We start from the raw sequence: 13,520 nt of genomic DNA, 5'->3' as shown, positions 1-13,520 counted from the left end.
TTTAGATATGCAGTTATGCTTAAGCAAATTTTGGTTTAGGTTACTACTTCTTACAGCTTATGTGCTGATAACAGGTTGTGATAAGCATGATATGCCTTTTCCAAGATGTATATCTGCTGACTATTTTGGTCCTGAACCTATTACGGTTGGTGCTCATTTTCCAATCGGTCATAATGCGTTTTTTCCAGATGATGGAGAGATTATTGACCCTGATACTGGCGAAATTAATTATGGTTTTCACCATAACCAAGTGGTGAAATGGAAAGATACTGGACTAGAAACCAATGGAGATGATTTAATAGTGCGAGTTAATGGTGCATGGACATCTTGGAGTAATAATAACAAAAGAGAATCTCAAGGTAGTTACAGTTTGCAAAGTTTAGAGCAGCTAAAATATGCAACCAGATTTGAAGGCGAACAAGGTGATGATAATTTGCCTAACTTTCACTTGGTTTGTAATGATTATAAACCTAGTACACCACAGAACGTTTCAAGTAATCTTAACGCAAGTTGCACTGTGAGTTGTAACTGCATTAATAAAGATGATAGCAAGAGTACAGTGTCACGTGGGGCTCCATGTTGGTTTACCAAAGGTTATGGCGCTTATCTTCTATTTAAATCAGGTGATGGCAACCCTAATGAAAGTCTGCAATCAATGCGTAATCCTTCATTTCCCACTGTACATTTAGGTTACAACTCTACAGCAGAAGACGGAAGTGGACTGTTTACTCTAGAAAGAAATAGCACTAAATTAAAGGACCAAAATTGTGATACAGTGAAATTAAAAAAGGGATGGAAAATATATGTAAAAATATTAGACAGATATTACTTAGATAATGTAGGTGGCTACTCCTTTGAATTTTTGAGTGGAGTGCAGAAGCCAAGTACCTTTGGATTTTTTGATTACGTTTATAACTATTTAAAATGTGCATTATTGATTAACGAAAATTGTGAAAAGCATTTTGACAGTAAAGATCCTGCAGCTGCACAAGCTATATTTCAAAACATAGCGGAAAAAAGCACGAGCTTTCACAATTTTGTTCTTTCTTTGCTTGTTCTATTCATAGTAGTCTCATCGCTTCTTTATCTTTTTGGTATGATACGAGAAACTAAGCATGATATGCTCATCAGGATGATGAAAATCACTCTAGTAATAGTGCTTATATCTCCTGGAAGCTTCAAGTTTTTCTATGATCATTTTCTTATTTTATTCGTTAAAGGCCTTGAACAATTGATAAGTATAATTACTAATTTTGCTCCCAACATGAACACCGGAAGTGATTCAAGCATTGCTCAAGGAGATGAAGCTCGTGTTAAGTTGTTTAGCTCTATGGAAGATATGTTTAACAAGTTTTTTGCTTACTCCGTTTGGAAAAAGTTTGCGGCGTTTTTGCATTACCAAATGTGGTCAAGCATTCTTATGGTGCCAGCAATTTTCATAGGGATCGTCTTATATTTTCTGTTGTGTTTGTATGCTTACATAATATTTCTTTCGGGCTTTGTAGGTATAGCTTTTCTTATAGCTATAATGCCACTGTTTCTAATCTCTATTTTATTTTCACCGCTAAAAAGCTTATTTGAAGGTTGGATAAAATTTTGTATTAGTTTCTGTTTGCAATCAATTATAATATTTACCCTGCTGTCATTGCTGGCTGCAATCATAATGAATACCTTTTACAGACAGTTAGGTTTCACTGTATGCTACAATAAGTGGTTTGAAGTGAGGTTATGTGCTCCAAAATGGGTATTTGGTGGTTTTTGTATCATTGATAAGCAATACTTTGGTTGGACTCCTGGGCAAATTTTTGTGCCCTACTCTATTGGAGAGGCTTCCCCACTGAATGTAGACAAAAGCATAGAGGGTGTAGAAAAATTAAGCAGAGAAGGTGGTACAATAAAATTTACTGGAGGTGCTGGATATATCCCTCTCCCACCGGATTACCCTAAAAATGAAAGCGGTGAATATATAAAAGGTTTTCGTTATATAGATTATCCTTTCTTCAATCCAATAATTCCTGGCACTAAAGATAATCCAGCGGACCATTATATAGCAGAAAATGACATTATAGTTGATGATAGTTGCAGTGCAAAAGACCTAGTACGTTTAACAAATAGTTTGCTACATGCAGTAGAAAAGGCTGATATTCTATTGTTGATTGACAGTATAGATAAAAAGATAGGTGGTGAGATAAAAAGGCGTTATTGTCAATCTCAACAATATGAAGAAAAATGCAAAAATTATGAGGAAATAATAGGCGACCACAGAAAGGGCATCATTCGACCAAATTTAAAAAGTGAAATAAGGTCTTTAGTGCAGAGTGTGGTAGAAAATCAAGGTTGTAGAATACTGAAAATCCATGATTCCAACAGTGAATGCTGTCAGAGATGCAAAGATTGCAAAGGCTATCAAGAAAATAGCGATTACCAAAGGGTACAAGACATACAGAGAGGTTATTTAATCAATGCAGGAGAGATCTTTATATTATTCTTACTTTCATTTTTAATGTTCTACTTACGCGAGTTTGTACAACAAATAGGCTCAAGTATAACTGGTGGTGGATACAGCGTTTACAATATATCTAAAATGTATGAAGGAGGTGGTATATTACCCCAAATTAATTTGCCATTTAAAGTAGGTGGACAAGACATTAGCTTAATGCATGCTATTTCTATGCCTAAGCATTTGTGGCAAGATGCAGTTGGTGGAAGGTTAGATACTCTCAGTAAATTTGCTACTGGGCTCCCTAACCAATTGGCTGGAGGTACAGCTAATTTATTAGGCAGAATACCAAAGGTGGGAGGTGTATTGAAACATGCTATTGATATACCACGTAGGCTTGTAGGTACTACGGTTGAGGCAACAAAATTTACAATATCACCTGAAAATGACGTTGATAAGCTTGAAGAAAGAATTTACAGAGCATTTGGAGTTGATAAAGAAGATATCACACACAGGAGGATTGGTAGATATTTAGATTATTACAAAAGATATGTAGGATCACATTTGGGCTACACAATAGAAGATGCCATGAAGTTTACTTGGAGACATGGTCTTGATTCTATAGGAAAGCATGGCTATAACCATAATCTACTTTATAGGATAAAAGAATACAGGAAAGCGTTCTTAGAAAAACTTCATGATGACACCATAGGGCGCAAGAGGAAACCGGAGAGGTATAAAGATAAAGATGATAACAGTCAACCTAATACACCAGGTTTAAAACAAGACAGGAATCTATCGAATGAATTAATAAAAAGAGGTGTATCGAATAAGCTAACAAAAGATAGAAATAGTGAATAGGATAACAATGAAAGCTAGTAAAAAAAATTTCAAGGGCTTTGATTATTATAAACTGCAACAAGACGATTATGGTAACATAAAGTTAAATGACTATAATGACGTTTTGAATGCGCGCAGAGCAAGAGTGGACTTATTGCTGGATAACACTAAACAAAATGACATTAATCTTTCAAAGCTAGATAAAGCCCTTAGTGAGAAACTCATAAATGATAGAGGATTGTTGTCTGAATTTGATCAGGAAGATCGAGAAATTGTGCAGGAAGAGCTTAAGGTGCTTGATGTTTTAAACAATCTTGATGATCTTGTAGACATTAAAAGCGAAGATCTATTAGAGGTTAGTTTACTGCTGTCAGATCTTAGCTTCATCGAGAGAAATGTTGTACTCAATAATGATCAGAATTCTAATTTAGCAGAATTTAAAAGTCTATTTATCGAAAAAAGGGCATCTGGTGAGAAATATAGCGATGAAGAATGTAAAAGCTTTCTCAATAACATAGACAAAATTAATACTATGATTAAGTTGGAGTTAGAAAGCAGAATTGAAGGATTAACCCATGATGAAAGGGATGACCATGATGACTTACAGGATGAGATTGGTCATGCAATCGATATAGTTGATAAATCAAAAAAAAGTGATTGATTGATCTTGTGTTTGATGTAAGCAATTCTGGTGGTATCTTCTTATTAATCTGCTAAAGTCGTATTGACATTAATTATGTATTGTTAAATAATTAGTTACTTTGGAGCTCATTTAGTATGCTGCGTATTATTGCAGGAAAGTATCGTGGAAGAAGAATAGCCACAGGCAAGCATTTAGCTGCGCGACCAACTATGAGCATTGTCCGAGAAGCAGTATTTAACATACTCTCCTCGAAAAAAATTATTTACAACTTGAATATACTTGATTTATTCTGTGGAAGTGGTTCTTTTTCATTTGAAGCGCTTTCTCGCGGTGCCAAACATGCATTCATAGTAGATTTAGACTATTACAATTTGCAATTACCTGAAAAAACAGCAAAAGATCTTGGTATTACAGACAGTATTACACTAATTTGTTGCAGTGCTAACGCATTGCCAAAACCTGTTTCAAAATGTGACATAGTTTTTATAGATCCGCCTTATTATAGTAATCTAGTTAACTCAACTTTAGACGGATTGGCTAATTCAGGATGGTTAAGTGACGATGCATTGATAATTTTAGAGGTTAGAAAAAACGAAGATTTTCAGTGCAGTAAAAACTTTAGTGTAATCTTGGAACGTACTTACGGTATAGCAAGAATAATTTTTCTTTCTCTATCAACTTAAACTTGTATATACTCTTCATTGGTGGACCTCAGTTCTATTCCGATCAAACTTTTGGTAATATCACCTTTATCAAGGTAGTCTTCTAGTTCAAGTTTTTCATTGAGTCCACGGTTTGTTAAATATTTACGTATATTATTAATAAATTTATTTTCTATATCCATTCAGCTAAGCGGTGTGAGAGACGATAGATAGGAGATTATGGAAAGGATTTAGCTCCTTTTGTTTCCATGTTAAGTATAATGAAATTACCCATTCAAAAAATGCATTTCTTTGTCCCGATTATGTAAAATATGGATTTTTGTATAAACGATATAATGCAGTGTTTGCCGTTCAGTATGGTTGTTCGTTAGCAGAATGTTTCCTGGTTCATCCAAAAATTTCCACATCGTCCTTTCAACTTCAAAATATTTTTTGCAACTCGAGAGGCTCCAATTGTTTTAGGTAACTGGGATATCTCCTTCAAGTAATACCTTGTGCACTTTCACAATTTTCTGGTACGCCTGACAAATCTTAAAATATCTATCTCATTCTTTAGTAAGGCTCTTTTAGTGCAAATAACTCAGCAGCAACGTTTCTTAAATAACAGGCGAGAACTTTGACTTCTCTGTTACAACTATAGGCTAATCTTTCAAAATCTCTTGATAAATGAGTCCAACAAATCTGTCTCTTTTTATCAGTAAAATAACCGTATGCTGCATACCTGTTAGTTATTACTAAGCTATGACAATTGCAGAATTTACTATTTTTTTAAACTTTCATTCCTCTTAACTCTGTCAACTTTACAAAACTTGCCGTATTACTTGTAAACATCCAGCACTAACTAAGCTTACCTTTATTGTAATGGCTGGTTTCGTCAATATAAAGAACTTTGCTTGTACTTACTTCTTGTTTAATCTGCTAATACATTTCTTCACATTTTGAAGCTATTCTATGTTCACTGTTTGATATGCTACCAACACTTATGTTCACATTGAAAATGTCATTATAATATTCGCTATTCCATATTTCGAATTTTTATAAAACTTGCTGAATGCTGCAATTATCAACTTAACCCTTGGCCTAAATGTGTCTGGTATAACACCTTCCGGTAAGTTGATATTCCATTACATAAGACTCGATCTTCGGAAGATCAACTTGGTGGATGTATGGTTTATCACATAATGAATTTTTTGAATTTAAACCGAGCTTTTCCTTTAACTCAGCATTTTCTATCTTCAAAGTCTTGTTCTCTGCCTTTAGACTTTCATTCTCTCTTTCCAATCTTTCTATTTTTGTTTCTAACTTTGCTATTTTCTGCTCCAGACTTCTGTAAAGTTCTAAAAGATTTACCATATTACCTCACTTTTGCTCTATCGTTATCTTTTATACTACCTTGTCTATCTTATTTTGCTACTCCGCTGAATGGATACGTAATTCAGCACTTTCTTCCTGTCATGAAAATAGCTGACACATGACTACATAAATGTCGTGATTTAACCGTCTAAAGGGGAAGAGTGTAATTCTAATATCTCTTTATTTGTTACCTCAGTGCTTCCTTCTCCTGTCATTCCAGTACCCTCTTCTTGTCATACTAGTGCGTGACACTATTTTCGTTTGTTCCTAAATTGCTTCAGCTACAAATACTAAGAAATTTAACAAATAGAAAAGAAGGTAAAAGAAACCCCTGTGGTTGGCTAGTTATCCATATGTACCTCAAATATTGGCGTTTTCTATTCTAAACGCTGTGATTCGGCTATTTTTATCTAACCTAATGTTAAGAAACTTATCTAAGCAGGAAAAAAGGCAAAAAACCCTAAGATAGCTAGTATTCAAGTATTCCCTTATCAATTTGACATTTTCTACTATCTTAAACGCTATATAAGCATATTTCATGCTTATATAGATAAAAACCCAGATTTACAAAGACATAAGGTACATATAGTACAAAAAATTAAATATAATACACCTAATACCCTAAATTTTTTGTCATTGACCTGCACAGATTATGAAGATAAATAAATAGCTTTAATACTATGATAAGAAGACTATTAAACCTGTCAAGCAAATTTTTGCATTTCTATGAGTTACTTAGATGATATTGAAAATAAGATTACTTTGAACAATTACTTAAATATTCTCTGCTCCCTGGTTTGATTATAGGCAGTTTTTTCAATTCTTCAGGAAGCTCTGCTTCACTGTAATTTTTAATGCTGAGCTCAAGTAAAGATATGATAGAAAAAGGTAATTTTGTTTCACTATTTCTCTTTATTAGGGAAGCTTCAGCAACGACTTTACCTCCCATATCTTCTGCACATTTCACAGCTTCAAGTGAAGATTTGCCTGTAGTTATTACATCTTCAACTAGTAATATTTTCTCACCTCGTTTAATCTCAAATCCACGGCGCAGTTCAAACTTGCCATTAACGCGCTCGCAAAACATTGTTTTCATTCTAAGTTGCCTGCCAATTTCATAGCCAACAATTATCCCACCAATTGCAGGAGAGAGTATTAAATCTATGGAGCTGTTTAGCTCTTTTTTTATTTTATTTGCCAGTAGCTCACAGACTTTCATTGCTCTACTTGGATTCTCAAAAATCTTAGCGCATTGTGTGTATGTATCACTGTGCAGCCCTGATGACAGCACAAAATGCCCATGCAAAATTGCTCCGGCTTCCTCAAATTCTTTTATTATTGGGTTCTCTTTGTCTAACATCATTTTTAGATTTCACCCTTATATTCTTTATTAATTATCTGGGTTACACAAACATCAGACCAGACATTTATAGCAGTTTCAAACATATCGATGATCGTGTAAATAGGCAAAATTAGTCCCATAATGTACAGAGGAACGTTCATCGATACGAGATAACTAGTTGCCATAAAATAGCATCCCATCGGTACTCCAGCGTTGCCAATTGCAGCGCCTGTAGCTAAAAAAATCCATATGAATATTTCGCTCAAGGAAAATGTGCACCCATTCATCTCTGCAACAAACATTACTGTAATCAAAATAAACGTGGCACATGCATTCATATTGATTGTTGTGCATATTGGTAAAATAAAAGACGACAATTTTTTTGGCACTTTTAGCTTATTTTGCACGCAGTCTATGGTTGTAGGCAGTGTTGCACTGGATGATTTAGAGAAAAACGCAAGCGTCAATGCTGGCATGACTCCCCTTAGTGTTTGAATTGGTGATATGCCCTTACACCACATAAGTAGCGGTAAAATCAGAAACGCTTGCACGGAATTTGCAGACATTATGCAAGCAAAATACCACAAAAGACTATAAAATTCGCTGCCACCTTTTAATTCATGCAAAAAACATGTGATAAAAGACCATACAGCAAGTGGGATAAACTTTAATAACCATTGAGCAATTTTAAGTAGCGTGTCAAACAGTGCAGAGAATACCTGGTGTAATATATCTTGTTTTCCTTTTGGAAGTGAAATAATGGCTCTACCCATCAAAAAAGCGATCAATATGCTACCAATAGTGTTATTTTTGAGAAAAACTTGCATAAAATTTGAAGGAATGAGTAATTTCAAATATGAAAAGTAATTATAATTGCTATTGCTCGCACTTTCTATCGTGTTACTTATGAAGTTTTTTCTTACTGGATCTATTAGCAGATAAAATGATAAAGCAACAAATGCAGCTATAATAGTTGTAAGCAGCGTATAAAATAGTGTTTTCTTAACTAAGGTTTTAATTTCGATTGAATCTTTAAGCCCAGAAATTGTGGATACTATAGATAGAAAAACCAAGGGTAAGCTTATTAATTTTAACAGACTGATAAATATACCACTAAATAGCCTTGCTACTTCAAATGCAACTTCATTGTTTAGATGGTAAGCAACTATTGCAAGTAGTATAGAAAAGAGTATTGCGAACTTATGCATTGGAAACAAAACTTGAAAGTGAAATTATACAACAATTTCGCTGCTTTGGAATTAGATTGATGGGTAGAATAACTTGATAAATCAGAAAAAATTAAGTAGCATTTTGTTATTAATTAGGTGTTGAAGATGTGAATAGTACGGCAAGGAATAAAATAGACGTAATATTGGATATAACATATACAGCAGTTATAGTAGGTAGTCTAGGTATTGTAATAGGTGCGTTTTTAGGTTGTATACCAGGGTTGATGTCTTTATCACCATTTGCTGTATTGTAATATTGCTGCTGTTGTTTCTACAACGTTTTTGTACTATTTAATATGTTTACTATGTGATTTTTTTTAAATGTTTGATCAACCGCCAGATAAAAAACAATCAGGGTGCAGTTTTCTTAGTGTAGAGTATATTTTTAGCATGGTAATGGAAGTTGGCCTTAGCGCAGCTGTAAATGCTACTCCTAGTGTAATATTAAATATAGAATTAGCTGCTGAACTTGATGGATCAATAGAAGTTGTTCATTGATTGCAAGTTTCCTTGTAACAGAATATATCATCATGCCTGCGGTTAAAAAAATAAAGGAATATTTTACCTCGCAGGAAAAGAACACTTACCCTATAGGGGAATCTGATAAAGATGGACTACAACCTAATAGTACTCTTGGATCAACTGATCCTTAAAGCGTTGAAGGTAAAGACAAGGACTTAGTGACTTAAAGCACCAATTTCTTTGGATCAACACATAATTCTACTAGAAGTTTTGTGACTGTAATTGCAGAAAACATCGAACATAAGATTCCTATTGATAAGGTAATAGAAAAGCCTCTGATTGTTCCGCTGCCAATAACGAACATTATCCCAGCAGCAATTAACGTAGTGATATTTGAATCAAGGATTGTCTTTATTGCATTCTTAAATCCTTCTTCAATGGCGCGAACTATTCTTTTTCCGGATCTTATTTCTTCACGAATGCGTTCAAATATCAAAACATTTGCGTCTACCGACATACCAACAGTTAGCGCAATGCCGGCAATTCCAGGTAGAGTAAGAGTTGCTTCAAGTAAGGTGAGAATTAATAGTATAGAGATTACATTAAAAAGCAGTGCAACAGAGGCCAATAAACCTAACTTGCCGTAAATCATAATGATAAATAAAGCAACGGCTACGATAGAGATTATCACTGCTATTTCTCCTGCTTTTATTGACTCTTCTCCAAGACTTGGACCAATGTTTTTTTCTTCTATTATTTTAAGTGGTGCTGGCAATGCGCCAGATTTTAAAAGTATTGCAAGCTCACTTGCTTGTTTTTCAGTGAAATTGCCACTAATTTCTCCCTCTCCGTTTAGAATTGGTTCACGTATTGTTGGCACAGTTAAAACTGTGTTATCTAAAACAATTGCAAAGGGTTTTCCCACGTTTTCTTTAGTGATTTTCGCGAATCTTTTACTCGCTATGCTGTCAAATTTAAAATGTACTGTTGGTTTACCAAGTGAACCAGATCTAACTGATGCGTTAACCAGAGAATCACCGCCTATTTCAGTCTTGCGGAATATTGGGTAAGAATTGCCTAGAGAATCCTTGAGTATGACAATCGTTTTATGGTCTACATCCTGCATTTTGGCTACGTTAGTGTTTACTAAATGGAAAGCTAGCTTGGCAGTTTTGCCAAGCAGAGATTTTATTTGTTCCGTGTCTTCTACTCCAGGTACTTGAACTAATATCTTATTCTGTCCTTGTTTTTGCACACTTACTTCCTTAGTACCAAGCTTATCTAAACGTCTTTGGACATTACTTATCGACTCTGAAATTACTTCATTGATTAGAGAATTCTTATAATAAGGCTTGTATGAAATGAGAATCGAGGTACTTTTTCTATTCAGCTCTAAATTTGGGTTTATTTTGTAAACTAATGCTGAAACTTTTTTATAGTCATCAATATTATTTAAAATCACAACTACTTGTTTACCGCTTTGTACGCTGGATTCAATGTTTTTTATCAGCAGGCTTTCTTTTATCTCATCGGCTAACATACCCAACTTTTCTTTGAAATAGAAATCCAAATCTACATTAAGAAGTAAAGATGATCCACCTTTTAAGTCAAGCCCTAAGCTTATTCTCTTTTTTGAGATAAAAAACTTATTATTAAAGAAGTTTGGCAGTATTACGTATAAGGCAAGCAAGAAGATGCATAACACTGACAAGGATTTGATTATAAGCCTGTTGCACATAAGTTGTAGGTTTAAAGTTGTAGTGTAAGTTAGAAATGAATTTTTGTAAAATTCTCTATCGTTTAGTAACCTACGGTATCACTCAAATAGCTTACAAAAATGCAAAAAATTACTTAACACACTTTGCTAGCTTTTTCATCATAGTAGTGGAGCTATTTATAGCTTCTCGATCTGTGCAGATTAAAATGGCAAGAAAACCTTATATTTGGTATGCTGCTGTTTTAATTTTTCGCACTATTTGCACCTTATACCTTTAAAATCTAGGTTCTTACCTATATAAGCTGAAGTGCGCTTATAAAACGTTTAAGATGTCACCCAACGTCAAATTTTTAAAATAAAGAGTTAGTAACTAGCTACTCCAGTTTTTTTTGCCTGGTAAGTTCCTTAAACATTAAAGCTAAGGTTATTTGCTTTAAAAAGCAGCTAAATTGCAACTTTTAAGACTGAAAAAACGCCGATACTGAAAACAGATAATGATCAAGTGTTCCTTTTGCCTTTCTCTTGATTATTTAATAAATTTCTTAGATATTTTCTTAAATTTTATAGCTAAAGTGATACCAATAATCGTCATTCTACTGCTTGTTAGTGGATAAGATACTGCAAATGAATCGCGGTATGATATCTGTGGTTAGGCATATAACTTGTAAGTTGTGATGGAAATCTTTTGGGTTTTAGGTATAGCTGCATTTTCTGTAAAATTATCTTGGGTTTTTCTTTCCTATTCTCACTCTCTACTGTTTTACCACTCCAACCTGCACCAGCATGGTCGTGATCTTCTATAATATAATCCAATATTTCAGTAGAGATTCTTTGGCTGGAACGTATTTGTCGCATTGGAGACGAATCAATTACATGCTTGTTTGTACTTTTTACAATATGCGGAATAACTAGATATCTTCTAATATTATCATCATCACCACTGAGAGTTTTGTGTGATAAACAGCTTTCTATTCCCTTGAGGACATAATCAGAAAAATGTTTGTTGCCTGTACTAAAGTCTGCACCTACTTCTGGACGCTATGCTGCAGTTTTGATTAAATTAAAGCGTTCTTTGCAATTATCGATATCACTATTTATTTTGCATAACTACTCAACTGTTGCAGAGTCAGTGCATCCTTTGCTTTTGATTTCTTTTAGTCTGTGATCATTTGTTAATTTAAATTGCTCCCATGATGAAGCTAATTCACTAACACGATCAGTAATATTAGTAAGTGACAAAATAGCCTCCTTTGAGGTGAAAATATGGTTTTAGCTTGCTCCTACTGCATTAGGGGTATACAGGTTATATCTTTAGTGTTATCCAAGTATCGAAATCTAGTCTCCGTAGACTAAACAAGTCTTTAGGTTCCAGTACTATCCGTTAGGACAACACCACTTATTTACCTGTTAAAGATATAAACAAGAAAACAATACGGCACTACTTAAATAGTGCCGCAAGTTATTAAATAATTACACTTAACTAAGTTAAGTGAGGAAAAATATGAAAGATAACTTTACTATGTAATGTTTACTTTTTCATGTCAAGCACTTTTTTAATTTTTTTCGTAGCCTTCGTTAACTAAGTGATTTCAATATTAATTCTGCACTGTTTGCAGGACTATTACTTTTTGTAATAGGTCTACCAATTACAATATAATCAGCTCCTGAATTTATTGCTTCTTTTGGTGTCGCTGTCCTTTTTTGGTCATCATGACCAAAACCTACACGAATTCCTGAAGTAATAATTTTAAAGTCTTTACCACATTCTTGATACACTTCTTGAGCTTCTAATGCCGAGCAGACTATTCCGTGTAGTCCAACCTTCTTTGCAAGCTTTGCAAACAGAATTACCTGTGATTTTACCTCTCTTGCTATTCCAAGTTCGCTCAAATCCTCATTGCTCATACTGGTTAATACTGTTACTCCAATTAGTTTCGTTTTTGTGTCTTTCACTATACTTAGAGCCTCTTCAAGCATTTTTGTTCCACCGCTGATATGTAATGTTAATATTTCAATATTCAGAACTTTTATCGCTTCAACTGTTTTAGCTACAGTGTTTGGAATGTCGTGCAATTTCAGATCCAAAAAAGTTGGTACATTGCACTTTGCAACTTCTCTCACTCCAGAAGGACCATGAGCGGCGAAAAATTCTAACCCCAGCTTTATCATGCCAACCTTGTCACGCAAAGTATTAGCCAAGGATATGGCCTCATTTAAGTCTTGCGTGTCTAGTGCGCATATTATTGGATTCATTGTATACCTCTACGTCTTTTTGTAGACTATAAAAATAACTATTGCATTTTGCAATTTCTTTTATTACAAAAAGATCGCGGCAATTCTTGATCTATAAGGCACTAAGTAGGCTCATTTAAGTTCCGTGTATCCAGTCTAATGTGCAATGCGTAGTAACATCAGTGTGTTTAATCGGAGTAGAATATCTACTGGTATATCCAAGATCTTCTTCTGTACATGCAGCCTCATTTGGCTTTTTGTATAGCAATTTTTTTGGAGTGGATATGTCTAGTTTCTGGAGTTGTTCATTAGCACACTTACCTTCACCTATTACTTCAAGTTCTGATAAATGTTCACTGCTTTTTGTATCCCTAAAGTAAAATTAATTAACTCATCTTTCATTTTTGTGGAAGAGGCTATCAGTCTTTAAAAGATTTTATGACTGTTTTAAGTGCTCTGCAGTATAACGGTCATGTTTTTGTAGACCATCTATATTTCATTTTTTACATATAGGCTACGTAAACTAATTAACTATTTCTTGCACATAGTATTCATGTATGTGTGTGATTCTACCGAGTTAGTGGCTTCTCGTTTTATCAC

The 13,520-nt window shown here is 34.2% G+C and carries 11 protein-coding genes and 1 pseudogene; 5 read left to right on the top strand and 7 right to left on the bottom strand.

From position 1 onward, the window contains the following. The first annotated feature begins 7 nt into the window (after positions 1-7). The 3 genes from WBM_RS04860 (at position 8) to rsmD (ending at position 4,606) form a co-directional block, all read left to right on the top strand. The gene (locus WBM_RS04860; RefSeq protein WP_050707683.1) at positions 8-3,301 is read left to right on the top strand and encodes a type IV secretion system protein; all 3,294 of its coding nucleotides are present in this window, start codon (positions 8-10) and stop codon (positions 3,299-3,301) included. Positions 3,302-3,308: 7 nt separating this feature from the next. After that, positions 3,309-3,941, top strand: coding sequence for a WD_0853 family protein (locus tag WBM_RS04855; RefSeq protein WP_041571597.1), 633 nt, complete (start codon positions 3,309-3,311; stop codon positions 3,939-3,941). Positions 3,942-4,057: 116 nt separating this feature from the next. Continuing rightward, positions 4,058-4,606, top strand: a complete 549-nt coding sequence (rsmD, locus tag WBM_RS04850; RefSeq protein WP_011256988.1) for a 16S rRNA (guanine(966)-N(2))-methyltransferase RsmD — start codon at positions 4,058-4,060, stop codon at positions 4,604-4,606. On the opposite strand, the gene WBM_RS05895 is transcribed toward rsmD, so the two are convergent. From WBM_RS05895 to WBM_RS04835, 4 genes and pseudogenes are all read right to left on the bottom strand, one after another. After that, complete coding sequence (locus WBM_RS05895) at positions 4,603-4,767, bottom strand: hypothetical protein (protein ID WP_158676314.1); 165 nt, start codon at positions 4,765-4,767, stop codon at positions 4,603-4,605. The genes rsmD and WBM_RS05895 overlap by 4 nt on opposite strands. Before the next feature lie 4 nt (positions 4,768-4,771). Beyond that, positions 4,772-5,938, bottom strand: a pseudogene (locus WBM_RS04845) (IS66 family transposase). 757 nt (positions 5,939-6,695) lie between these two features. Then, complete coding sequence (gene pyrE, locus WBM_RS04840) at positions 6,696-7,301, bottom strand: orotate phosphoribosyltransferase (RefSeq protein ID WP_011256987.1); 606 nt, start codon at positions 7,299-7,301, stop codon at positions 6,696-6,698. Positions 7,302-7,303: 2 nt separating this feature from the next. Then, on the bottom strand, positions 7,304-8,488 hold the full coding sequence (locus WBM_RS04835) for a dicarboxylate/amino acid:cation symporter (protein WP_011256986.1): 1,185 nt from the start codon (positions 8,486-8,488) through the stop codon (positions 7,304-7,306). A 128-nt stretch (positions 8,489-8,616) separates the two neighbouring features. On the opposite strand from WBM_RS04835, the gene WBM_RS05890 reads away from it, so the two are divergent. Together WBM_RS05890 and WBM_RS05885 are read left to right on the top strand one after the other, a co-directional pair. Then, positions 8,617-8,763 carry a hypothetical protein gene (locus WBM_RS05890; RefSeq protein WP_158676313.1) on the top strand — a complete coding sequence of 49 codons (147 nt, stop codon included), beginning with the start codon at positions 8,617-8,619 and terminating at the stop codon, positions 8,761-8,763. A 67-nt stretch (positions 8,764-8,830) separates the two neighbouring features. Further along, a complete protein-coding gene (locus WBM_RS05885) occupies positions 8,831-9,007 on the top strand; it encodes a hypothetical protein (RefSeq protein WP_158676312.1) in 177 nt (58 codons plus the stop codon). A gap of 187 nt (positions 9,008-9,194) precedes the next feature. On the opposite strand, the gene secD is transcribed toward WBM_RS05885, so the two are convergent. The 3 genes from secD to pyrF form a co-directional block, all read right to left on the bottom strand. After that, complete coding sequence (gene secD, locus WBM_RS04830) at positions 9,195-10,709, bottom strand: protein translocase subunit SecD (protein WP_041571521.1); 1,515 nt, start codon at positions 10,707-10,709, stop codon at positions 9,195-9,197. Between the two features lie 1,086 nt (positions 10,710-11,795). Further along, the gene (locus tag WBM_RS06790) at positions 11,796-11,927 is read right to left on the bottom strand and encodes a hypothetical protein (RefSeq protein ID WP_255324089.1); all 132 of its coding nucleotides are present in this window, start codon (positions 11,925-11,927) and stop codon (positions 11,796-11,798) included. 336 nt (positions 11,928-12,263) lie between these two features. After that, a complete protein-coding gene (gene pyrF, locus WBM_RS04815; protein WP_011256984.1) occupies positions 12,264-12,941 on the bottom strand; it encodes an orotidine-5'-phosphate decarboxylase in 678 nt (225 codons plus the stop codon). Between the last annotated feature and the right edge of the window lie 579 nt (positions 12,942-13,520).

The organism is Wolbachia endosymbiont strain TRS of Brugia malayi, from assembly GCF_000008385.1.
Taxonomy (GTDB): domain Bacteria; phylum Pseudomonadota; class Alphaproteobacteria; order Rickettsiales; family Anaplasmataceae; genus Wolbachia.
This window is presented reverse-complemented; position numbering and strand designations above follow the sequence as displayed.